Here is a 21541-nt window from a genome sequence, read left to right as displayed (position 1 = left end):
CGCGTCCACCCCGAAACCAGCGATCGAGCTAACCATGAATATCAATTTCACCCTTCTTGCGCAGGCGCTGGCCTTCGCTGGTCTGATCTGGATCATCGCGACCAAGATCTGGCCGCCGCTGATGAACGCGATCGAAGAGCGCCAGCAGAAGATTGCTGAAGGCCTCGCTGCTGCCGACCGCAGCCAGAAAGATCTGGCCCAGGCGCAGGAGAAGGTCAACGAAGCGCTGAAGGAAGCCCGCACCAAGGCCAACGAGATCATCGATCAGGCCCACGCGCGTGCCAACCAGATCGTTGATGCTGCCCGTAACGAAGCGATCACCGAAGCCACCCGTCAGAAGGAACTGGCCCAGGCTGAAATCGACGCCGCCGCCAACCGTGCCCGTGAAGATCTGCGCAAGCAGGTGTCCGCGCTGGCCGTGACCGGTGCCGAAAAGCTGCTCAAGCGCGAAATCGACGCCAACGCCCACAAGGCGCTGCTCGACGAGCTGGCCTCGGAGATCTAAGGATGAGCCAGGCCCTCACGCTTGCCCGCCCGTACGCCCGCGCCGCGTTCGCGACCGCGCGCGACGAAGGCGCGTTCGCGCCGTGGTCGGACGCCCTGGCGTTCTCCGCCCACGTCGCCGCCGACCCGCGCGTGGCGGCCCTGCTCGCCAACCCGGAGCTGGGTCGTGACGACGCCGTCGCCCTGCTGGCGCCGGTGTCCCACGGCGAGACCTACTCGCGCTTCCTGGCCATCCTGGCCGACTCGCATCGTCTGCCGCTGCTGCCGGAAATCTCCGGCATGTTCGACGCCCTGCGCGCCGAAGCCGAGCACGTGGTCAAGGCCACGGTGACCTCGGCGGCCGAACTGTCGGCCGGCGAGCTGGATGCGATCAAGGTCGCGCTGCGCAAGCGCTTCAACCGCGAGGTCGACGTGACCACCGCGGTGGATGCCTCGCTGATCGGCGGCGCCGTGATCGACGCCGGCGACGTGGTCATCGATGGTTCGCTGAAGGGCAAGCTGGCCCGTCTGCAGACCGCGCTCGCTAACTGAATTCATTTAACGTCCGGCCCCGCTGCCGGCACTAGGACTTGACGATGGCAACCACGCTCAACCCCTCCGAAATCAGCGAACTGATCAAGAACCGCATCGAGAAGGTCAAGCTGGCCGCGGAATCGCGCAACGAAGGCACCGTGACCAGCGTGTCCGACGGCATCGTGCGCATCTTCGGTCTGGCCGACGTGATGCAGGGCGAAATGATCGAACTGCCGAACAACACCTTCGCCCTGGCCCTGAACCTGGAGCGCGACTCGGTCGGCGCCGTGGTCCTGGGTGACTACGAGCACCTGCGCGAAGGCGACGTCGCCAAGACCACCGGCCGCATCCTGGAAGTGCCGGTCGGTCCGGAACTGCTGGGCCGCGTCGTGAACGCGCTGGGCGAGCCGATCGACGGCAAGGGCCCGCTGGGCACCGACCTGACCGCTCCGGTGGAGCGCGTTGCTCCGGGCGTGATCTGGCGCAAGTCGGTCGACCAGCCGGTGCAGACCGGTTACAAGTCGGTCGACGCCATGATCCCGATCGGCCGTGGCCAGCGCGAGCTGATCATCGGTGACCGCCAGACCGGCAAGACCGCGATGGCGATCGACGCGGTGATCAACCAGAAGGGCACCGGCATCAAGTGCGTGTACGTTGCGATCGGCCAGAAGGCTTCGACCATCGCCAACATCGTGCGCAAGCTGGAAGAGAACGGCGCGCTGGCCCACACCATCGTGGTGGCCGCGACCGCTTCCGAATCGGCTGCCATGCAGTACATCAGCGCCTACTCGGGCTGCACCATGGGTGAGTACTTCATGGACCGCGGCGAAGACGCGCTGATCGTGTACGACGATCTGTCCAAGCAGGCCGTTGCCTACCGCCAGATCTCGCTGCTGCTGAAGCGCCCGCCGGGCCGTGAAGCCTACCCGGGTGACGTGTTCTACCTGCACTCGCGCCTGCTGGAACGCGCTGCCCGCGTGTCCGAGGAATACGTCGAGAAGTTCACCGAAGGCAAGGTCACCGGCAAGACCGGTTCGCTGACCGCGCTGCCGATCATCGAAACCCAGGCCGGCGACGTGTCCGCCTTCGTTCCGACCAACGTGATCTCGATCACCGACGGCCAGATCTTCCTGGAAACCGACCTGTTCAACGCCGGCATCCGCCCGGCCGTGAACGCCGGTATCTCGGTGTCGCGCGTCGGTGGCTCGGCCCAGACCAAGATCATCAAGAAGCTGTCGGGCGGCATCCGTATCTCGCTGGCCCAGTACCGTGAGCTGGCTGCGTTCGCGCAGTTCGCCTCGGACCTGGACGAAGCGACCCGCAAGCAGCTGGAGCGCGGCCAGCGCGTCACCGAGCTGATGAAGCAGAAGCAGTACGCGCCGATGTCGATCGCCAACCAGGCGCTGTCGATCTACGCCGTCAACGAGGGTTACCTCGACGACGTGCCGGTCAACAAGCTGCTGGCGTTCGAAGAAGGCCTGCACGCCCACTTCGCCAACACCCAGGGCGAACTGGTCAGCAAGGTCAACGCCACCGGCGGTTGGGACAACGACATCGAAGGTGCCTTCAAGAAGGGCATCGCCGAGTTCAAGACCACCGGCAGCTGGTAATCGCGGTCCTGTAGAGCGGAGCCGCTGGCTCCGCTGGACCAGATGACAAACGGTTGAACAACGCGGGGCAACAGCCCCGCGCCACGGGAAACAAGAGATGGCAAGCGGACGCGAAATCAAAACCAAGATCAAGAGCGTGCAGAACACCCGCAAGGTGACGCGCGCCCTGGAGATGGTCTCGGCCTCCAAGATCCGCAAGGCGCAGGATCGGATGAAGACCTCGCGTCCGTACGCGCAGGCGATGAAGCAGGTGATCGGTCATCTGGCCCAGGCCAGCACCGACTACCAGCATCCGTTCCTGGTCGAGCGCGAGCAGGTCAAGCGGGTCGGCTTCATCGTGATCTCCTCTGATCGCGGCCTGGCCGGCGGCCTGAACAACAACCTGTTCCGCAAGATGCTGGGCGAAGCCAAGGCATGGCAGGACAAGGGTGCGGAAGTGGACCTGGTGACCATCGGCCAGAAGGCATCGACCTTCTTCCGCCGCGTGAAGGTCAACATGGTCGGCAGCGTGACCCACATCGGCGACGTGCCGAAGCTGGAGTCGCTGATCGGTGTGATCAAGGTCATGCTCGACGCCTTCACCGAAGGCAAGGTCGACCGCGTGTACCTGGTCTACAACCGCTTCGTGAACACCATGACGCAGAAGGCCAGCTTCGATCAGCTGCTGCCGCTGCCGCCGGCTGAGAAGCAGGTCGCTCACCACGACTGGGACTACCTGTACGAACCCGATGCCGCGACCGTGCTCGAGCACGTGATGACGCGTTATATCGAGTCGCTGGTGTACCAGGCCCTGCTGGAAAACGTCGCCTCCGAGCATGCGGCACGCATGGTTGCGATGAAGGCGGCGAGCGACAACGCCAACAAGCTGATCGGCACCCTGCAGCTCGTCTACAACAAGGCGCGCCAGGCAGCGATCACCCAGGAAATCTCCGAAATCGTCGGCGGCGCGGCAGCAGTCTGACCGCGTTCGTTCAAAGCACACATTTAGAGGATGCAGCAATGAGTCAGGGCAAGATCGTTCAGATCATCGGCGCGGTCGTCGACGTCGAATTCCCGCGTGAGTCGGTGCCGAAGGTGTACGACGCACTGAAGGTCGACAACACCGAAATCACCCTCGAAGTCCAGCAGCAGCTGGGCGACGGCGTGGTGCGTACCATCGCCCTCGGTTCCACCGACGGCCTGAAGCGCAACCTGGTCGCCACCAACACCAACCGCGGCATCTCCGTGCCGGTCGGTGCTGGCACCCTGGGCCGCATCATGGACGTGCTCGGCCGTCCGATCGACGAAGCCGGCCCGGTGGCCGCCAGCGACAGCTGGGAAATCCACCGTGCGGCCCCGTCGTACGAAGACCAGTCCCCGGCCACCGAGCTGCTGGAAACCGGCATCAAGGTCATCGACCTGATGTGCCCGTTCGCCAAGGGCGGCAAGGTCGGCCTGTTCGGCGGCGCCGGCGTCGGCAAGACCGTCAACATGATGGAACTGATCAACAACATCGCCAAGGCGCACAGCGGTCTGTCCGTGTTCGCCGGCGTGGGTGAGCGTACCCGTGAGGGCAACGACTTCTACCACGAAATGAAGGACTCCAACGTCCTCGACAAGGTGGCGATGGTGTACGGCCAGATGAACGAGCCGCCGGGCAACCGTCTGCGCGTCGCCCTGACCGGCCTGACCATGGCCGAGTACTTCCGCGACGAGAAGGACGAAAACGGCAAGGGCAAGGACGTCCTGCTGTTCGTTGACAACATCTACCGCTACACCCTGGCCGGTACCGAAGTGTCGGCACTGCTGGGCCGTATGCCGTCCGCCGTGGGTTACCAGCCGACCCTGGCCGAGGAAATGGGCGTCCTGCAGGAACGCATCACCTCGACCAAGAACGGTTCGATCACCTCGATCCAGGCCGTCTACGTTCCCGCGGACGACCTGACCGACCCGTCGCCGGCGACCACCTTCGCCCACCTGGACTCGACCGTTACCCTGTCGCGTTCGATCGCCTCGCTGGGTATCTACCCGGCCGTCGATCCGCTGGACTCCACCAGCCGCCAGATGGATCCGCTGGTCATCGGCCACGAGCACTACGACACCGCCCAGCGCGTCCAGCAGACCCTGCAGAAGTACAAGGAACTGAAGGACATCATCGCGATCCTGGGCATGGACGAGCTGTCCGAAGAGGACAAGCAGGCCGTGTCGCGCGCCCGTAAGATCGAGCGCTTCTTCAGCCAGCCGTTCCACGTGGCCGAAGTGTTCACCGGTTCGCCGGGCAAGTACGTGCCGCTGAAGGACACCATCCGTGGCTTCAAGGCCATCGTCGATGGCGAGTACGACCACCTGCCGGAGCAGGCGTTCTACATGGTCGGCGGCATCGAAGAAGCGGTCGAGAAGGCCAAGAAGATGGCCGAGAAGGCCTGATCCGGGACGGGCGGGAGCGATCCTGCCCGACCTGACGCCGGCGCCGGGCAACCGCCCGCGCCGGTGGACTCCCACGGTGGCATTGCGCCGCCGCGAACAGCGAAGAGATTTGCATGAGCACGATCCGTTGCGACATCGTCAGCGCCGAGCAGGAAATCTTCCGTGGCGAAGCGACCCTGGTCGTGGCCACCGGTGAGCTGGGCGAACTGGGCATCGCGCCCAAGCACGCGCCGCTGATCACCCGCCTGAAGCCGGGCAAGGTGGTGGTGACCACGCCGAACGGCGAGCAGCTGGATTTCGCCATTTCCGGCGGCATCCTGGAAGTGCAGCCGCAGGTGGTGACCGTGCTGGCCGACACCGCGATCCGCGCGCAGGACATCGACGAAGCCTCGGTCCGCAAGGCCAAGGAAGAAGCCGAGCGCATCCTGGCCAACCGCGGCGAAGCGATGGAAGTGGCCGAAGCCCAGCAGAAGCTGGCTGAAGCCGTCGTCCAGCTGCAGGCGCTGGAGCGCCTGCGCAAGACCCTCAAGCACTGAAACGTGCTCGGAGGCCATCGGCAGCAATGCCGGTAGTGATGGAAGATCGCCGGCTCAGTGCCGGCGATTTTCGTTCAGGAGAAGGGAGGCATGCACGGAATGCAGTACGCATCGACGACGAGCATCCACGCGGTGGATTCAACCCGTTCGCCCTGGACTCGGCCTGAGACCCTGTGGCTGGCAAGCTGGTTGTTGCTGTGCCTGCCGTGGCTGATCGGTACCAAGGTCATCCCCTACGACGCCGTGCAGCAGTTCTTCCCGGCGGTCAGTTTCAGTGCCGAGCAGCTTCGGCACCTGCAGGCGCCCTGGTGGAACCCTTATCTGTTCGGCGGCTATCCGCAGGTCGCCGACCCGCAGATGATGACCCTGCAGCCGACCATGGTCCTGCCAATGATGCTGGCACCTGCCTCGCTGCATCTGTTCACCGTGGTGGTGTTGCTGCATGTGCTGATCGGCGGCCTCGGCGCGTTGCGCCTGGCGCGTTCGTTCGGTCTTTCAGCTCCTGCACAATGGCTCTTCGCAATGGTGCTGATGTTCGGTGGAGTGGCCGCCTCCCGCCTGCAGCACACCCCGATGATTGTCAGCTACAGCCTGCTTCCCTGGCTGTGGCTGGGCTTGTCGAGGGTCCGGCGCCAAGGCCGCGCGCGCGACGTGCTGCTGGCGGGAACGGCAGGTGGCCTGTGTGCGCTGCAGCTGACCCAGGTGACCTACTTCATCATCCTGGCCTCTGCGTTGTACGCAATGGGCGCCGTACTGTTGGCGCCCGGCAACCGCCTCCGCCTTGCATCACAGCTGGCAGCGGTGGCATTGATCGCCGCCGTGGCGTGTGCCCCCCAATGGCTTTCCACGCTGGCATGGCTGGGGGACACCAATCGCGACGGCATGACCCTGGAGACGGCACTGCGCGGCGCGATGCACTGGCAGGGGCTGGCGACACTGCTCTCTGGAAACCTGTTCTCGCAGGGACGTGGGGTCAGCTGGTCCTTCGGCGATATCAGCACCGATTACCTCTACTTCGGCTCGGTGCCACTGGCGCTGTGGCTGGCGTGGGGGGGGGGCGTGATGCGCAGGCAACCGGGCGCAACCCGGCTGGCGCTGGCAGTACTGCTTTTCACCACGCTGGTCGCACTGGGAGGAGCTACCCCCCTGTTCGCCTGGCTCTTCAGCTGGTTGCCGGGCCTTGACCTGTTCAGACGGCCCTCCGATGCACTGTTCCTTGGCGTGCCGGCAGCTGCCTGGCTGGGCGCGCAGTCGCTGCAGTCCGCGCTGCAGGATCGCACCCTGTGCCCGCATCGGGTGTCCTTGGGGCTGGCCGTCGTCCTGATGTTCGTTGCCTCATGGTTGGCCATGAGCCACGGGCACCTGGAAGCCTTTGCGTGGCTGGTGGCCAGCGGCGGCATCGGTATCGCCGCGGTGCAGCTGCTGCGCCGGCATCCGGCTCCGGTGCGCTGGCTGATCGCACTGGTCATGTTCGACATGCTGCTGTTCAACGTGGGAGCGCGCTTCAACACGTCCGGCGCCCGTCCGCCGGTAATGACCGCGGACCGCAATGGCGCCACGCAGCGCGCGTATGCCCTGCTTGCCGCCGAGCGGGGGGCTGGCCTCCCGGAACGCGCCATCATCTTCGGCATCGGCGTACTGACCAATGGCGCAGCGGTGCATGCGATTCCGCTAGCCAATGGATACAACCCACTGTTGTCCAGTGACTACCAGCAGATGGTGGGCATGCCGACGGAGCCCGTGGCTGCCTTCCAGCAGAAGGCGACGACCCCTTGGGCTGCGGACATGGACGCACCCGTGTACGACCTGCTGGGGGTCCGCTGGTTGCTGTCACCGGAGCCGTTTGCAGGGTCCGATGACCAAGGCAGCGACGTGCAGCTGGCGCTACGCGGAAGTGTGCTGCCGCGTACGCTCAACCCGCAACGGGTGCGGCGGCACAGTGAACGCCTGCCACCGGCCGCTGAGTTCAACCAGACCGACTTCAGCCAGGTGGTCTGGCTGCCTGGCGGGCAGCACGCGGAGTGCCCAGAGCACGAAGCAGGCCGACTGCGGTTGCTGTCGCAGGCCTACAAGCCGGGCAGTATCGTGCTTGAGGTGGAGGCTGAGCAGCCGGCATGGCTGGTGATCAATGAGGTGACCGCTCGCGGCTGGCAGGCCCGGCTGAATGGCGGCGTGTCTCTGCCGCTGCTGCGAGCCAATGGGCTGTTCCATGCGGTGTGTGTACCTGCGGGGCGGCACAGCGTGGAGCTCGGGTACAGCCCGCTGCAGCTGTGGCGGGACGGCCTGTGGCAGCGCTTCGCGGCGGATGCGGTCCACTGAGCGGCTCAGCGGAATACCACATGTCGCAGCAGCAGGAAGGAGATCAGGGCGATCCCACCTTCGATCAGCGGCTTGGCCAGCCAGGCCCAATCCAATCCAAGATGGCGGCTGGTCAAAGCCACCAGCACCGTGCTGGCAGCGGTAAGTGCAGCCCACACCCCGAAGAAACGTGTGAATCGACGCCAGCCGAGGCGTGCACCATCCGCATGGGCGAAGGTGTATCGGCCGTTGAGCCAGAAGCCCAGCAGCATCCCGGCCAGGCGTCCGGCGACGTTGGCCGGCGCCACCGGCATGCCCAGCGCGGTGGCGGCGACGAACACCAGCCAGTCGAGCAGCAGCTGCACGAGTCCGATGATGAGATAGGTGCTTCCCTGGCGGACGAGGCCCATCGGCATGGTGAAGGAGGAAGGGTGCCCATGTTAACGGCCCACGCTCTAGAATCACCGGCAACGAACCACGGACTGCCGTTCCCATGACCCAAGCCCTGCACGTCATCATCCTCGCCGCCGGCGCGGGCAAGCGCATGAAGTCGGTGCTGCCGAAGGTGCTGCAGCCGATCGCCGGTCAACCGATGCTGGCGCACGTGATCGACGCGGCCCGCGAGCTGCAGCCGGCGGCCATCCACGTGGTCCATGGCCATGGTGGTGAAGCGGTGCGGCAGTACTTCGCCGACCAGCCCGATCTGCAATGGGCCGAACAGGCGCAGCAGCTGGGTACTGGCCACGCAGTGGCGCAGGCGATGCCGCAGGTGCCGGATGCCGCGCAGGTGCTGGTGCTGTACGGCGACGTGCCGCTGATCCGCGCGCAGACCCTGCGCGACCTGCTGGCGCAGCCGGGGCGGCTGGCCGTTCTGGTCGCCGATGTTGACGATCCGACCGGTTACGGCCGCGTGCTGCGCGATGCCGAAGGCAAGGTGGGTTCGATCGTCGAGCAGAAGGATGCCAATGACGATCAGCTGCGCGTGCGCACGATCAACACCGGCATCATTGCCGCCGAGTCGACCGCGTTGCGGCGCTGGTTGTCGCAGCTGTCCAACAGCAATGCACAGGGCGAGTACTACCTGACCGACGTGTTCGCCTTTGCCGCGCACGAGTACACCCCGGCCGAGATGGCGCTGGTGGCCGACGCGCAGGAAGCGGAGGGGGCAAACGATCCCTGGCAGCTTTCGCAGCTGGAGCGTGCCTGGCAGCGCCGCGCGGTGCGAGCGCTGTGCGCGCAGGGCGCGCGCGTACGCGATCCGGCACGTCTCGATATCCGTGGCACTGTCACCGTGGGCAGTGACGTGCTGATCGATGTCGATGTCGTTCTCGAAGGCAATATCGTGCTGGGCGATGGCGTGACCATCGGTCCATTCAACCGCCTGAAGGACGTTGCTCTCGGTCCGGGCACCGAAGTACGTGCGCACTGTGATCTGGAAGGCGTGGTCACCGAAGGCGCAGCACTGGTCGGTCCGTTCGCGCGCCTGCGGCCGGGTACCGTGCTGGCCGATGGCGTGCACGTGGGCAACTTCGTCGAGACCAAGAAGGTGACCCTCGGCGTTGGCAGCAAGGCCAACCACCTCACCTACCTGGGTGATGCGGTGATCGGCAGCAGGGTGAACATCGGTGCCGGCACCATCACCTGCAATTACGACGGCGTGAACAAGTCGACCACCACCATCGGCGACAACGCGTTCATCGGTTCCAATAGTTCGCTGGTGGCGCCGCTGACGATCGGCGAGGGCGCGACCATCGCCGCCGGCTCGGTCATCACCCGCACCGCCCCGGACGGCAAGCTGACACTGGCACGTGCACGACAGGAAACCATCGATGGCTGGAAGCGCCCGGTCAAGAAGTCCTGAGCCCCGCATCCCGCACGCCGACGAACTCGGCGTGCTGCCGGCGATCGAGCAGCGTGCCGGCGAGCTGTTGAAGGGCCACGAGGCGTATCCGGTGTTTGCCGGGCACGGCCTGGACCTGCCGGCATTGCAGGACGGCCTCCTGCGTGAGCAGCTGTGGGTAGTCGATGCCGCCGAGGGCGGTATTGCGGGTTACCTGCTGGCGGGCGAGCTGTGCGGTGAGTTCCATGTCCTGCAGATGGACGTGGACCCGGCACATGCGCGTCGCGGCCATGGCCGAGCGTTGCTGCGGCATGCCTTGGCGCAGGCCAGGGCCGCCGGCTTCGCTGCAGCGGTGCTGACCACGTTGAGCGATGTGCCGTGGAATGCAGCCTTCTATGCCAGCGAAGGCTTCGACGTGGTGCCTGAGGCTGAGTGGAACGACGGCCTGCGCGCAGTCATGGCCGAAGAGGCTGCGCTCGGATTCCCGATGCACCTGCGGGTGGCGATGCGGCGGGTCTGGTAGGTGCGGATCTTGGTCGGCACATCCATGCATGGCATGGATCTACCTGATCGGCCCACTCAACCCACCGGCAACAGGATCGACACGCACAACCCTCCATCACCGCGGTTCTGCAGCGACACCCGTCCACCGTGCGCTTCCACGATCTCGCGGGTCAGCGCCAGCCCCAGCCCGGTGCCATTGCGCTTGGTCGAATAGAAGGGCATCAGTGCGTTCTGCAGCACCTGCTCGTTCATGCCCTTGCCGCGGTCCAGTACGTCCAGGCGCAGCCACTGCGGCAGCCGCGTGAGTTGCACCTGTACATCATCGTTGGGCGGATCAGCTTCGGCGCAGGCTTCATGCGCGTTCTTCAGAAGATTCAACAGTGCCTGCCCGAACTGCGCGATGTCGATGCGGCTGTTCAGTTCCTCGTCCGGCTCGCGTTCCATGGTGAACGGGATCTGCTGGCGCAGGCTGGACAGGAACGGCGCCCAGTGCACGGTCTGCAACTGTGGCTGCGGCAGCTTGGCGAAGCGAGCATAGCCACGGATGAAGCCTTCCAGATGGCGTGCGCGGTCCTCGATGGTGGTGAAGATCTCGGGCAGCCGATCGAAGCGCTCGCGCTGCACCAGCACACCGCCGGAATGGGCCAGCGAGGCAATCGGTGCCAACGAGTTGTTCAGCTCGTGACTGATCACCCGGATTACTTTCTTCCAGGTCTGTACTTCCTGGCGGCGCAGCTCGGCGGTCAGCAGGCGCACCAGCAGCAGATCGTGCGGACGGCCGTTGAGCTGGAACGCGCGGCGCGACAGGTGGTAGACCTGCTCGTCATCCTCATCACCGTCTTCGCCTTCCGCATGCACGGCGAACAGGCTGTCGCCGCCACGGGCGATGGCATCGCGCAGCTCCACGGGCACCTGTTCCAGCACCTCTTCCAGGCGCTGGCCCTCCAGCTTCCAGCCACCATGCAGCAGCTTGCGCGCGGCCAGGTTGGAGAACACCACGCGCGCGATGCCGTCGCCGCCGGAGGCAATCAGCAGCATCGCCACCGGTGTGTTCTGCACCATGGTGTCCAGCAGCAGTTCGCGCTGCACCAGGCCCTGCCGCTGCTCGCGCAGCACGTCCCCCAACTCGCGGTGCGCCTGCACCAGATCGCCCAGTTCGTCGTTGCCTGGCCAGTACACACCGAAGTTGTACTCGCCGTCGCGGTAGCTGCTGGTGGTGCCGGACAGTGCACGCATCAGCGAGCGCACGGGTGCGGTGGCACGGCGCAGGGTCCACCACATCAGCGCCAGCAGGATCATGGTCGACACCGTGGTCACCACCCAGCCATGGTTCATCCAGTACGCCAGCAGCCACGGCAATGCCGCGGCCAGCGCCAGCACGGGCAGCAGGCGCAGGAACAGGCGGAAGGTGAACGAACGCCGTTTCATTCGCGTGGGATGCCGTGCCTGTCCATGCGCCGGTACAGCGCCTGGCGGCTCAGGCCGAGTTCGGCGGCGGCCTGGGCGATGACACCGTGGTTGCGTGCCAGTACGTCCTCGATGCGCGCGCGGTCGGGATCATGGCCGGCACTCGGTGCCGGGCGCGGCGCCGGGGCGGCGCGTGGCAGATTGAGATCGGCCACTTCGATGCGGTTGCCGGTCGCCAGCAGTTCGGCACGCTGGATCACGTTGCGCAGTTCGCGGACGTTGCCCGGCCACGGGTGCCGTTGCAGGGCGGCGCTGGCAGCACTGGACAATGGCTTGCCGGCCGCCAGGAAGCGCTCGGCCAGTGGCACGATGTCGCCCGCGCGCTCGGCCAACGGGGGCAGCACCAGTTCCACCGTATTGAGGCGGTAATAGAGGTCTTCGCGGAAGGTGCCGTCGCGGATCATGGCCGGCAGGTCGGCGTTGGTGGCGCTGACCACGCGCACCTTGACCTGGCGCTCCCGGTTGGAGCCCAGGCGCTCGAAGCGGCCGGTTTCCAGCACACGCAGCAGCTTCATCTGCCCGCCCAGCGACAGGTTGCCGATCTCATCCAGGAACAGGGTGCCTCCGTCGGCGGCTTCGAACTTGCCTTCGCGTGCCTTGTTGGCACCGGTGTAGGCGCCGGCCTCGGCACCGAACAGTTCGGCCTCGATCAGCTCCGACGGCAGTGCACCGCAGTTGACCGTGATGAACGGGCCCTTGGCCACCAGCGAATTGGCCTGGATGATCTGCGCGATCTTTTCCTTGCCGGCACCATTGGGGCCGGTGATCAGTACCGGCAGTTCCGAGCGCGCGACCTGGCAGGCCAGGGCGATGACGCGCTCGCTGGCCGGATCGGCGAAGACCGCGCCGCACAGGTCGTACTTCTCTTCCAGCGCGTTGCGCTGACGCAATTCACGGCTGCGGCGCCGATCCAGTTCGCGGCGCGCCTCGGACAGTTCCAGCAGGTTGTTGACCGTGGTCATCAGTTTGCGGTCGTCCCAGGGCTTGGCCAGGTAGTCGGCGGCACCGGCCTTGACCAGGTCCACCGCGCTGCTCAGGTGGGTCCATGCGGTGAGCAGGATCACCGGCAGGTCCGGGTGGCGTGCGCGGATCTGTGCGAACAGGTCTTCGCCTTCTTCGCCGGAAGTCGTGTCCTCGCTGAAATTCATGTCCTGGATCACCAGGTCGACCGGCTGCGATTCGAGCAGGGCCAGCCCTTCGGCCGGGCTCTGCGCCTGCAGGGTATCGATGTCGTGCAGGGAGAACAGCACGTCCAGTGCGGTGCCCACACTGGCGTTGTCGTCGATGATCAGGATCGAAGGCATCAAGCAGTTCTGCGGAAAGGGATGGGCGGCGCCGATGGAGCCGTTCGTGTCCACGCACCGGGAGAGCCCGGCGCCACCCATCAAGCATAGCCAAACCTGTGGCCGCAGGGGGCGGGCCGGTCTCAGCGCCGCGGTGGGAGAGGCGGTGGTGTCGGTGGCGGTGGAGCGACCAGCGCCAGTCGCCAGGCGGCAGCATCCACCGAGACCGTGAACTCGCGTCTGTCGCGGCGCAGCAGAAGATACGCAGTCGAAGCGTTGGAGTGACGCAGGGCGTCGGCCAAGTGCTCGATCCGCCGTACGGCGGTGTCGTCCACCCGCAGGATGCGATCGCCGCTGCGCACGCCGAAGCGGGCTTCCGGACTGGCCGCGTCCACGCGCACCTGGCCCTCGGTCGAGCGCAGCGCCAGCCGTGCATCGTTCTGGCGCCATTCCAGTGTCTGCGAGCTGCCACCGCCGGCCAAAGCCGGCAGTGGCAGGAGCATCATCAACAGCAACCAGCGCGCACGCATCTCATGCGCCCCGCGTGGCGACCGCGGGCGGTACCGCTGCAGCGCGCCGGGCCGGCCCGAACACCGCGATCTGGCCCAGCACCCACAGCAGCAGCGCACCCAGTGGCAGGTAGAACAAGGGCATGCGCGGCAGCTCGTACATGTTCATCAGTGCGAGGTTGATTGCATAGGCCGCGAGCATGCCGAGCACGATGCCCAGCGTTGCCAGCAGGAAGTTCTCGGTCTGGAAGTAGCGCAGGATCTGCCCACGCGTCGCGCCGAGCGCGCGGCGGATGCCGATCTGCTTGCTGCGCTGCTGCACCCAGAAGCTGGCCAGGCCGATGATGCCCAGGGCGGTGACCACCAGCAACGAGACGCTGACCGTGATCAGCAGGCCGACCATTGCGCGGTCGTTCTTGAAGAAATCCTTGCGCTGGTCTTCGTAGCTCAGTTTGTCGCGCATCAGCCGGTTGGGATCGTTGCGCTCCAAGGCGGCAGCGGCGGCATTGAGCACTTCCTCGCGGCGCGCCGGATCGGTGCGCAGCACGTAGGTGCCACCGTCATCGAAGGTGCGCCGCAACGGCAGCAGCATCGAGTTGGTCCAGTTGTCACTCCAGCCGTTGGGCGTGCTGAGCGTGTCGACGATGCCGACCACGTTCAGGGGCTGCTTGCCCATGTAGTAGGTCTTGTTCAAGGCGCTGCCGTTGGGTTCCATCTTGGCAGCGGTACTCTGGGTGAGGATCACCGGGATCGCCTGTTCCTTGGCGCCGCCCTTGGTGGCTTCCTTGATGTCCTTGTATTCGCTGGGCAGGAAATCACGGCCGGCGATCAGGTTGATGCCCATGGTGCCCAAGCCACCCTCGGACAGGGTGTACATCGAGGCATTCGTGGTCGGGCGCTCCTGGTCGAGCACGCGCGAGATGCTGCTGCTGGAGGAGCCATTGCGGAATGGAACCTGGTTGATGATGGTGGCGCTGGTGACGCCGGGAATGGCGCGCAGCGAGGCCAGGTCTTCGCGGGTACGGGCCATGGCGTTGGTCTGCTCGCCGATGCCGCTGACACGCAGCATCACCAGTTCGTTCTCGGCGATGCCGCTGGGCATGCTGATCTTCTCGATGCGCTGGCTGACCAGGAACAACGCGTTGCAGACGATGGCACAGGTCAGTGCGACTTCCAGCACGATCAGGGCGGCGGCGGTCTTGTGCCGGCGCAGGGTGCTGAGGATGGGGCGGATGTCCATGGGAGTCCTCGTTCTCGTGCTTACTGCGACTTGAGCTGGATGGCCGGAGTTACCTGCATGGCGCGCCAGGCGGGCAGGAAACCCGCGGCAAGACTGGCGAGCAGGGTCAGGCCCAGTGCGAGCAGCAGCATGCTGCCGTCCAGGTGGGCCAGCTTCGCGTAGTCGACAGGTTGCTGGCGCACCGCATACAGGCCAAGCAGGGCCAGGCCGATACCGAGCACGCCACCGACCACGCCGACCGCACCGGCTTCCACCAGGCATTGCAGGAAGATCTGCCCACGGCTGGCACCCAGTGCGCGGCGCACGCCGATTTCGCCGCTGCGGCGCAGGAACTTGGCCAGCAGCAGGCCGACCGTGTTGACCAGGCAGACGCCGAGGAAGCCCAGTGCCAGCCACAGCTGCAGGCGCACATCGCTGGGTACTGCGCCGTTGAAGTCGAGCCACTCCATCACGTTGCGCAGGCGCACGTTCGGCGGACGCTGGAAGCGACCGGCTTCGCGCTGCTGGTTGGAGTAATTCTCCAGGTAGCGGCGATAGTCGCCGGCCTTGGCCGGATCCATCTCTACCCAGTACTGCAGCCACGCGCACGGCGCATTGAGTGAATGGCTGTTGTCGTCCGGGTTCTCGCCGAAGCAGTTCATGTTGCCGTTGTTGCCGAGCTTCAGGTCGAACGAAGTGGTGATCGGCAGCAGCAGGTCTTCATCCTTGCCGTAGCTGCCAGTGGTCAGGTCGTAGAAGTGCGGTTCCGGGCTCCACTCCTTCATCACACCGACGATGCGGTAGGACTGGCCTTCCATGCGGATGTCACGGCCCACGCTGTTGGCGCCCTGGAACAGCTTGTCGTTGAGCGCCTTGGAGATGACCACGACCCGGGCGCGGGCGGTGTCGTCCTCACGCGTCCACGGACGCCCGTACTGCATCGGCACTTCGAACATCGGGAAGAAGTCAGCCGAGGTCCATCGGGTATCGATGGTGAACGGCTTGAGCGTGGCGCTGGTCGGTTCGATGGTGCCGCCGCCGCCGCTCATCAGCGCCTGGCGCTCGCCCTTGGCTTCGCGCAGCAGCGCTTCACCGTCGAACCGCGTCAGCTGGGTCTCCGGCTCTTCGCCCGGCACATAGCCACCGCGTCCGCCGGGGTCGAGCTGGACGTAGAACAGACGGTCGCTCTTGCCGGGAATCGGATCGCCGGAGAGCACGTGGAACACGGTCAGCGTGGTCATCGAGGCACCGATGCCGAGTGCGATGGCGACCACCATCAGCGCGGTCAGTACCTTGTTGCGGCGGAAGCTGCGCGCCGCCAATCGGGCGTAGTAGGCGAACATGGTCGGGCCCTCACTCGTTGACGGCGACGATGTGGCGCGGCGGGGTGGCCAGCACCGGCTCGCGGACCAGGTCGGTCACCTGGCCATCGACGATGTGCACGTTGCGCTGTGCGCGCGCGGCCAGCTCCGGATCGTGGGTAACCATCACGATGGTGGTGCCGGCGGCATTGATCTCCTCCAGCAGTTCCATCACGCCGCGGGCCATCTGCGTGTCCAGGTTGCCGGTCGGTTCGTCGGCCAGCAGCAGGCGCGGGCTGCCGGCCAGGGCACGCGCGATCGCCGCACGCTGCTGCTGGCCACCGGAAAGTTCATTTGGATAGTGCTTCATGCGCGAGCCCAGGCCGACCTGGGTCAGCGCCTTTTCGATGCGTTCGCGGCGCTCGTTGGCGCTCATCTTCCGGTAGCGCAGCGGCACGTCGACGTTGTCGAACAGGTTCAGGTCGGGAATCAGATTGAAGCCCTGGAAGATGAAACCGATCTTCTGGTTGCGCAGGCGGCTGCGGGCGTCATCGCCCAGCGTGCTCACGTCCTGGCCGTCAAGCATGTAGGTGCCGCTGGTGAAGGTTTCCAGCAGGCCGGCGATGTTGAGGAAGGTGGTCTTGCCGGAGCCGGACGGGCCGGTGACGGCGACGAACTCGCCTTCCTTGACCTGCAGTTCCAGCGAGCGCAGTGCGTGGGTTTCCACCTGTTCGGTGCGGAAGACCTTGGCGACCGAACGCATTTCGAGCATGTACATGGGGTGTCCTCTCTCCAAGATTCAGGTATCAGGTATCAGTTGACGGAGACGCGTTCGGCGTCCTTGAACAGGTCGCTGCCGGAGACCACGATGCGGTCGCCTGGCTGCACACCCGACTTGATTTCCACTTCGCCCAGGCTGCTGACGCCCAGTTCCACCGGACGCCGCACCGCGGTGCGGCCGTCCATTACGTAGGCGATGCCGTTGCCCTGTTCGACGAACGGGCCGCGCTCGACCTTGAGTACGTCTTTGCGGGTATCGAGCAGCACGCGCACCGACATCCGCTGGCTCTGGCGCAGACCTTCCGGTTGCGCGCTGGCAAAGCGCACGCGGGCGTTGACTTCGCCGTTGACCACTTCCGGCGACACCGCGCTGATCTCGCCCGGGAACGGTTTGCCGTTGCCGCCGGTCAACTGTGCCGGCATGCCGATCGCCAGGTCGCGGGCGAAGCTTTCCGGCACCTTGATCTCGACCTCGAACTTGGACAGGTCGACCACGCCCAGTACCGGTGCGTTGGCCGCCAGGTTGGTGGACTGGATGGCCTGCACCTGGCCGACCTGGCCGTCGAACGGTGCACGCAGGGTCAGTGCATCGACCTGGCGCTGCACCTCGGCCACCACGGCCTTCTGGCGGTCGGCCAGCAGGCGCTTGTTGCGGGCGTCCAGGTCCGCGCCCTGGCTCTGCAGGCGGGCATCGGTGGTGGCGTTGGCCAGGGTGATGTCGGCCTTCTTCAGCGAGTCCTTGGCCTTGGCAAGATCGATCTGCGGGACTGCGCCGCCGTCGTAGCCACGCTGGTAGCGCTGCAGGTCGCGGTCGGCCGCCTGCCGCTCGATGGTGGCCTGGTCGGTTTCCTTGCGCGACTTGGCGCGGGCCAGGGTGGCGTCCAGCGCGGCGCGGCTGGCCTCGGCTTCCAGGCCGGCCAGGGTGGCCTGCTCCTGGGCCAGCTTGCTGCGCAGTTCCGGGCTGTCGATGACCGCCAGTTCCTGGCCCTTCTTGACCACGTCACCGGCAACCACCTTCAGGTCCACGGTACCGGCCGAGATGGCGTACAGGATCGGGCTGTTGGCGGCGATCACCCGGCCGTCGGCGGCGATGTCACGGACCAGGTCGCCGCGCTTCACTTCGGCAATTCGCACGCGGCTGCTGTCGTAGGAGCGACTGGCATTGGACCAGGCGTGCACGGCCCAGCCGATGCCGGCGAGCAGCGCGATGGCGCCCAACGCCGGCCAGCGGTAGCGCTGCCAGCTGGCGCGGGTGGTGCTGGCCGGGGCGGAGGAAACGATCTGGTCCTGTGCGGAAGTGTCGCGGATCATCGGGTGTGTGCCTGACGGTGGTAGCCAATACCAAGCACGTAGCGTGCCAACTTTATTTCATTGTGGGTCAATGGGTTGGGAGGCGCCCTGAAGTGTCCGGGTGTCCGCGGACACCTTTCCGGACACTTTCATTAAGCGGACAGGAGGGGGAAGCCGGACATGCGGGCTAGAATGCGCCGATCGTCTTCAAGGAAACGCGTGACATGTGTGGAATCGTGGGTGCAATCGCCGATCGCGACGTAGTGCCGGTGCTGATCGAGGGCCTGAAGCGGCTTGAGTACCGTGGTTACGACTCCTCGGGTATTGCGGTGATCGACCATGCCGAGCGCCCCGAAGTACGTCGCGTCCGTCGTACCGGCCGCGTGTCGGAAATGGCCACGGCAGCCGAAGCCGAAGGCTTCAATGCAGTGCTGGGCATCGGCCACACCCGCTGGGCCACCCATGGGGGTGTCACCGAGGCCAACGCGCATCCGCACATCAGCCAGGGCGTGGCGCTGGTGCACAACGGCATCATCGAGAACCACGAAGAGCAGCGCGAGAAGCTGCGCGCGATGGGTTACACGTTCGAGTCGCAGACCGATACCGAAGTCATCGCGCACCTGATCCACCATCACCTGAAGGGCGGCGACGACCTGCTGGTGGCGTTGCAGCACACGGTGAAGGAGCTGACCGGTGCCTATGCGCTGGCCGTGGTCAGCCGCGCCGAGCCGGAGCGCTTCGTTTGCGCGCGCATGGGCTGCCCGCTGCTGATCGGCCTGGGCGAGGGCGAAAACTTCGTCGCCTCCGACGTCTCGGCGGTGATCTCGGCCACCCGCAAGGTGATCTTCCTGGAAGAGGGCGACACCGCCGAGATCCGCCGCGATGGCGTGCGCATCTTCGATGAGCACGACCAGCCGATCGAGCGCGACGTGCACCTGTCCGATGTATCGCTGGCATCGCTGGAGCTGGGCCCGTACCGCCACTTCATGCAGAAGGAAATCCACGAACAGCCGCGCGCGCTGGGCGATACCATCGAGGCGGCGATCGACGCCGGTGGCTTCCCGGCCGAGCTGTTCGGCAAGAACGCCGAAGCGGTGCTGTCGGGCATCGAAGGCGTGCAGATCATCGCCTGTGGTACCAGCTATTACTCCGGCCTGACCGCACGCTACTGGATCGAAGCCATCGCCGGCCTGCCGTGCAGCGTGGAGATCGCCAGCGAGTACCGCTACCGCGCCGCCTATGCGAACCCGAAGCACCTGATCGTCACCATCTCCCAGTCCGGCGAAACGCTGGATACGATGGAAGCGCTGAAGTACGCCAAGTCGCTCGGCCACACGCACACGCTGTCAATCTGCAACGTGCCGGAAAGTGCGATTCCGCGCGCCAGCGAACTGGTCTGCTACACCCGCGCCGGTGCCGAGATCGGCGTGGCCTCGACCAAGGCCTTCACCACCCAGCTGGCCGCACTGTTCCAGCTGACCGTGGTGCTGGGCAAGCTGCATGGCCGCATCGACGCGGCGCAGGAAGCGGACTACCTGGAGCAGCTGCGCTTCCTGCCGGGCAGCGTGCAGCATGCACTGAACATGGAGCCGCAGATCGCCGCCTGGGCGGAACGTTTCGCGCGCAAGAGCAGCGCACTGTTCCTCGGCCGTGGCCTGCATTACCCGATCGCGCTGGAAGGCTCGCTCAAGCTCAAGGAAATCTCCTACATCCACGCTGAGGCCTATCCGGCGGGCGAACTGAAGCACGGCCCGTTGGCGCTGGTGGACGAGGACATGCCGGTGGTGGTGATCGCGCCCAACGACAGCCTGCTGGAGAAGGTGAAGTCGAACATGCAGGAAGTGCGCGCGCGTGGCGGCGAGCTGTTCGTGTTCGCTGACCAGGACAGCAACTTCAACGAGTCCGAAGGCGTGCACGTGATCCGCACGCCGCGCCATGCCGGCGTGCTCAGCCCGATCGTGCACACCATCCCGGTGCAGTTGCTGGCGTATCACACCGCACTGGCGCGTGGCACCGACGTGGACAAGCCGCGCAACCTGGCCAAGAGCGTGACGGTGGAGTAACCCCGCCGGATCCATTGGATGCTGCATGCGAAGGGGCCCCACGAGGGCCCCTTTCGTTTGCGTCGCTGGCAATGCCAAGTGGGACGGCCGCCGGGTGTTCTGTCCGCCGTCGGCAGCAGGCAACCAATCTTTAATGCGCGGCATGGCCTGTATTCAGCGGCGGTTTCAGCCGCGGTGCCATTCTCTGGATCGTCAGTTGGTTCCCACGACGAACTGTCCTATCGATGCCGGTAGTGACTGATGGTCGCAGTCGTAGAATCGATTTGACCGAGGTCCGGGTTGAGCGGTTGAGCCCACCTCGTTCGCGTTGCAGCACGACGTCTGCCGATCCATTTCCACCGGCAGCCGGGTGCGCCAGACGTGCGCTGAAAGGTCTGTTCCCGGGGAGGGGGCGTATCGGAAGAGCACACTTTTTTGACTTCAGTGACCTGCACCAGGAAACAAGAATGAACGTCCGCGAACTCCTGCAATCCAAGAAAGAAGCTGTCATCACCATCGACGCCGAAGACACCATCGGTGCCGCCGCCCACAAGATGAGCGCGAACAAGATCGCTGCGCTGGTGGTGATGAAGGACGATGCCCCGGTCGGCATCATTTCCGAGAAGGACATCGTGCGTACCCTGGCCGACGACGGCCCGCAGGCTGGCCGCCGGGTGATCTCCAGCCTGCCGTCCACCGGTCTGGAAGGCATCGCGCCGGAAGCCACCCTGAAGCAGGCCATGTCGTTGATGACGTATTCGCGGCGCCGTCATCTGATGGTCACCGACGGCACCCGCCTGGTCGGCATCCTCAGCCTGGGCGACATCGTGAAGAACCTGCTGGGCGAGCTGGAGCTGGAAAAGGCCGTGTTGCAGGACATCTACATGGCCGCCCACTGAGGGCTGCAGCGCTGGAAGCAGAGAAGCCGGGCATTGCCCGGCTTCTTCGTTCACGGCACCGATGAAATCAGAAAGTGACCTTCACCGAATCGGCGCTGTAGTTCGCCGGGCCGTGGTAGACCACTTCGATGTTGTTGCCGTCCGGGTCGAGCACGAAGGCGCCGTAGTAGCCCGGGTGGTAAGGGCGTTCGCCCGGCGCGCCGTTATCGGTGCCGCCGGCGGCGATCGCGGCGGTATGGAAGGCATCGACGGTGGCGCTGTCGCGGGCCTGGAAGGCCAAATGGTGGCGCCCGGTCAGCTGGCCGGCGGCGGCCTCGCTGCTGGCGCTGGAAATGAACAGCTCATCGGCCCAGAAGAAGTCCGGCCCTTCGCCGCCCAGCGGCACGCCGATGGTGTCGAACACCGCCTGGTAGAAGCGGCGGCTGGCGGCCAGGTCACGCACCACCAACTGCAGATGGTCGATCAAGCGGCCGCGGTGGAGTTCCATCGTTTCCATACGAACCTCGCAAAAAAGGGGACGGAGGGGATTAAGTCGCTTCC

20 protein-coding genes are annotated in these 21541 nt (G+C 65.7%); 11 read left to right on the top strand and 9 right to left on the bottom strand.

Going from position 1 to position 21541, the window contains the following annotated elements; genetic code table 11:
• Window positions 1–34 precede the first annotated feature (34 nt).
• The 7 genes from SriyCCGPB3_RS18650 to SriyCCGPB3_RS18620 all read left to right on the top strand — a co-directional run bounded on the left by SriyCCGPB3_RS18650 (window position 35) and on the right by SriyCCGPB3_RS18620 (window position 7888).
• The gene (locus SriyCCGPB3_RS18650) at window positions 35–505 is read left to right on the top strand and encodes a F0F1 ATP synthase subunit B (protein WP_005419512.1); all 471 of its coding nucleotides are present in this window, start codon (window positions 35–37) and stop codon (window positions 503–505) included.
• 2 nt (window positions 506–507) lie between these two features.
• Entirely contained in the window at window positions 508–1035 is a 528-nt protein-coding gene (locus SriyCCGPB3_RS18645; RefSeq protein WP_110713802.1) for a F0F1 ATP synthase subunit delta, read from the top strand.
• Between the two features lie 44 nt (window positions 1036–1079).
• Window positions 1080–2627: a F0F1 ATP synthase subunit alpha gene (atpA, locus tag SriyCCGPB3_RS18640; RefSeq protein WP_008266965.1), complete on the top strand. Its 1548-nt coding sequence runs from the start codon at window positions 1080–1082 to the stop codon at window positions 2625–2627.
• 97 nt (window positions 2628–2724) lie between these two features.
• Entirely contained in the window at window positions 2725–3588 is an 864-nt protein-coding gene (atpG, locus tag SriyCCGPB3_RS18635) for a F0F1 ATP synthase subunit gamma (protein WP_006471334.1), read from the top strand.
• Window positions 3589–3626: 38 nt separating this feature from the next.
• Entirely contained in the window at window positions 3627–5033 is a 1407-nt protein-coding gene (gene atpD / locus SriyCCGPB3_RS18630; protein WP_010481327.1) for a F0F1 ATP synthase subunit beta, read from the top strand.
• A gap of 113 nt (window positions 5034–5146) precedes the next feature.
• Window positions 5147–5569 carry a F0F1 ATP synthase subunit epsilon gene (locus SriyCCGPB3_RS18625; protein WP_005411127.1) on the top strand — a complete coding sequence of 141 codons (423 nt, stop codon included), beginning with the start codon at window positions 5147–5149 and terminating at the stop codon, window positions 5567–5569.
• A gap of 90 nt (window positions 5570–5659) precedes the next feature.
• Window positions 5660–7888 carry a hypothetical protein gene (locus SriyCCGPB3_RS18620; RefSeq protein WP_228756288.1) on the top strand — a complete coding sequence of 743 codons (2229 nt, stop codon included), beginning with the start codon at window positions 5660–5662 and terminating at the stop codon, window positions 7886–7888.
• Window positions 7889–7893: 5 nt separating this feature from the next.
• Here the strand turns inward: SriyCCGPB3_RS18620 and SriyCCGPB3_RS18615 are convergent, their stop codons facing one another.
• Window positions 7894–8277: a GtrA family protein gene (locus tag SriyCCGPB3_RS18615; RefSeq protein ID WP_110713798.1), complete on the bottom strand. Its 384-nt coding sequence runs from the start codon at window positions 8275–8277 to the stop codon at window positions 7894–7896.
• A gap of 83 nt (window positions 8278–8360) precedes the next feature.
• Between SriyCCGPB3_RS18615 and glmU the strand changes: the two genes are divergently transcribed.
• Window positions 8361–9728, top strand: coding sequence for a bifunctional UDP-N-acetylglucosamine diphosphorylase/glucosamine-1-phosphate N-acetyltransferase GlmU (gene glmU, locus SriyCCGPB3_RS18610; RefSeq protein ID WP_110713797.1), 1368 nt, complete (start codon window positions 8361–8363; stop codon window positions 9726–9728).
• Window positions 9697–10230, top strand: a complete 534-nt coding sequence (locus SriyCCGPB3_RS18605) for a GNAT family N-acetyltransferase (protein ID WP_153854571.1) — start codon at window positions 9697–9699, stop codon at window positions 10228–10230. Before glmU ends, SriyCCGPB3_RS18605 begins: the two co-directional genes overlap by 32 nt.
• A gap of 56 nt (window positions 10231–10286) precedes the next feature.
• On the opposite strand, the gene SriyCCGPB3_RS18600 is transcribed toward SriyCCGPB3_RS18605, so the two are convergent.
• From SriyCCGPB3_RS18600 to SriyCCGPB3_RS18570, 7 genes are all read right to left on the bottom strand, one after another.
• The gene (locus SriyCCGPB3_RS18600; RefSeq protein WP_153854570.1) at window positions 10287–11639 is read right to left on the bottom strand and encodes a sensor histidine kinase; all 1353 of its coding nucleotides are present in this window, start codon (window positions 11637–11639) and stop codon (window positions 10287–10289) included.
• Window positions 11636–12982 (bottom strand): sigma-54-dependent transcriptional regulator, encoded by a 1347-nt coding sequence (locus SriyCCGPB3_RS18595; protein WP_110714381.1) that lies wholly within the window; start codon window positions 12980–12982, stop codon window positions 11636–11638. The genes SriyCCGPB3_RS18600 and SriyCCGPB3_RS18595 overlap by 4 nt, the downstream gene beginning before the upstream one ends.
• Window positions 12983–13104: 122 nt before the next feature.
• On the bottom strand, window positions 13105–13476 hold the full coding sequence (locus SriyCCGPB3_RS18590) for a PDZ domain-containing protein (protein ID WP_425604094.1): 372 nt from the start codon (window positions 13474–13476) through the stop codon (window positions 13105–13107).
• A gap of 16 nt (window positions 13477–13492) precedes the next feature.
• Window positions 13493–14710, bottom strand: a complete 1218-nt coding sequence (locus SriyCCGPB3_RS18585) for an ABC transporter permease (RefSeq protein ID WP_110713789.1) — start codon at window positions 14708–14710, stop codon at window positions 13493–13495.
• A 20-nt stretch (window positions 14711–14730) separates the two neighbouring features.
• Window positions 14731–16032, bottom strand: a complete 1302-nt coding sequence (locus SriyCCGPB3_RS18580) for an ABC transporter permease (RefSeq protein ID WP_153854567.1) — start codon at window positions 16030–16032, stop codon at window positions 14731–14733.
• 10 nt (window positions 16033–16042) lie between these two features.
• Window positions 16043–16768, bottom strand: a complete 726-nt coding sequence (locus SriyCCGPB3_RS18575) for an ABC transporter ATP-binding protein (RefSeq protein WP_014038558.1) — start codon at window positions 16766–16768, stop codon at window positions 16043–16045.
• A 35-nt stretch (window positions 16769–16803) separates the two neighbouring features.
• The gene (locus tag SriyCCGPB3_RS18570; RefSeq protein ID WP_110713786.1) at window positions 16804–18081 is read right to left on the bottom strand and encodes an efflux RND transporter periplasmic adaptor subunit; all 1278 of its coding nucleotides are present in this window, start codon (window positions 18079–18081) and stop codon (window positions 16804–16806) included.
• A gap of 203 nt (window positions 18082–18284) precedes the next feature.
• Here SriyCCGPB3_RS18570 and glmS point away from each other — a divergent pair, with 203 nt between their 5' ends.
• Both glmS and SriyCCGPB3_RS18560 read left to right on the top strand, forming a co-directional pair.
• Entirely contained in the window at window positions 18285–20123 is a 1839-nt protein-coding gene (glmS, locus tag SriyCCGPB3_RS18565) for a glutamine--fructose-6-phosphate transaminase (isomerizing) (RefSeq protein WP_350259616.1), read from the top strand.
• Between the two features lie 446 nt (window positions 20124–20569).
• Window positions 20570–21001 (top strand): CBS domain-containing protein, encoded by a 432-nt coding sequence (locus SriyCCGPB3_RS18560; RefSeq protein ID WP_099551136.1) that lies wholly within the window; start codon window positions 20570–20572, stop codon window positions 20999–21001.
• A 67-nt stretch (window positions 21002–21068) separates the two neighbouring features.
• Here the strand turns inward: SriyCCGPB3_RS18560 and SriyCCGPB3_RS18555 are convergent, their stop codons facing one another.
• Entirely contained in the window at window positions 21069–21497 is a 429-nt protein-coding gene (locus SriyCCGPB3_RS18555) for a VOC family protein (protein ID WP_110713782.1), read from the bottom strand.
• Between the last annotated feature and the right edge of the window lie 44 nt (window positions 21498–21541).

It is taken from the genome of Stenotrophomonas riyadhensis (assembly GCF_040256885.1).
Classification (GTDB): Bacteria; Pseudomonadota; Gammaproteobacteria; order Xanthomonadales; family Xanthomonadaceae; genus Stenotrophomonas; species Stenotrophomonas riyadhensis.
The sequence above is the reverse complement of the archived record's forward strand: the minus strand, read 5'-3'. Positions and strand labels throughout refer to the sequence as shown.

Excerpts from the sequence above, each read along its gene's own strand:
- SriyCCGPB3_RS18650 (WP_005419512.1), top strand. The coding sequence starts at position 35 with ATGAATATCAATTTCACCCTTCTTGCGCAGGCGCTGGCCTTCGCTGGT.
- SriyCCGPB3_RS18625 (WP_005411127.1), top strand. The coding sequence starts at position 5,147 with ATGAGCACGATCCGTTGCGACATCGTCAGCGCCGAGCAGGAAATCTTC.
- atpA (WP_008266965.1), top strand. The coding sequence starts at position 1,080 with ATGGCAACCACGCTCAACCCCTCCGAAATCAGCGAACTGATCAAGAAC.
- atpD (WP_010481327.1), top strand. The coding sequence starts at position 3,627 with ATGAGTCAGGGCAAGATCGTTCAGATCATCGGCGCGGTCGTCGACGTC.
- SriyCCGPB3_RS18645 (WP_110713802.1), top strand. The coding sequence starts at position 508 with ATGAGCCAGGCCCTCACGCTTGCCCGCCCGTACGCCCGCGCCGCGTTC.
- SriyCCGPB3_RS18580 (WP_153854567.1), bottom strand. The coding sequence starts at position 16,032 with ATGTTCGCCTACTACGCCCGATTGGCGGCGCGCAGCTTCCGCCGCAAC.
- SriyCCGPB3_RS18615 (WP_110713798.1), bottom strand. The coding sequence starts at position 8,277 with ATGGGCCTCGTCCGCCAGGGAAGCACCTATCTCATCATCGGACTCGTG.
- SriyCCGPB3_RS18570 (WP_110713786.1), bottom strand. The coding sequence starts at position 18,081 with ATGATCCGCGACACTTCCGCACAGGACCAGATCGTTTCCTCCGCCCCG.
- glmU (WP_110713797.1), top strand. The coding sequence starts at position 8,361 with ATGACCCAAGCCCTGCACGTCATCATCCTCGCCGCCGGCGCGGGCAAG.
- SriyCCGPB3_RS18555 (WP_110713782.1), bottom strand. The coding sequence starts at position 21,497 with ATGGAAACGATGGAACTCCACCGCGGCCGCTTGATCGACCATCTGCAG.
- SriyCCGPB3_RS18585 (WP_110713789.1), bottom strand. The coding sequence starts at position 14,710 with ATGGACATCCGCCCCATCCTCAGCACCCTGCGCCGGCACAAGACCGCC.
- SriyCCGPB3_RS18620 (WP_228756288.1), top strand. The coding sequence starts at position 5,660 with ATGCACGGAATGCAGTACGCATCGACGACGAGCATCCACGCGGTGGAT.
- SriyCCGPB3_RS18575 (WP_014038558.1), bottom strand. The coding sequence starts at position 16,768 with ATGTACATGCTCGAAATGCGTTCGGTCGCCAAGGTCTTCCGCACCGAA.
- SriyCCGPB3_RS18605 (WP_153854571.1), top strand. The coding sequence starts at position 9,697 with ATGGCTGGAAGCGCCCGGTCAAGAAGTCCTGAGCCCCGCATCCCGCAC.
- atpG (WP_006471334.1), top strand. The coding sequence starts at position 2,725 with ATGGCAAGCGGACGCGAAATCAAAACCAAGATCAAGAGCGTGCAGAAC.
- SriyCCGPB3_RS18560 (WP_099551136.1), top strand. The coding sequence starts at position 20,570 with ATGAACGTCCGCGAACTCCTGCAATCCAAGAAAGAAGCTGTCATCACC.
- SriyCCGPB3_RS18595 (WP_110714381.1), bottom strand. The coding sequence starts at position 12,982 with ATGCCTTCGATCCTGATCATCGACGACAACGCCAGTGTGGGCACCGCA.
- glmS (WP_350259616.1), top strand. The coding sequence starts at position 18,285 with ATGTGTGGAATCGTGGGTGCAATCGCCGATCGCGACGTAGTGCCGGTG.
- SriyCCGPB3_RS18600 (WP_153854570.1), bottom strand. The coding sequence starts at position 11,639 with ATGAAACGGCGTTCGTTCACCTTCCGCCTGTTCCTGCGCCTGCTGCCC.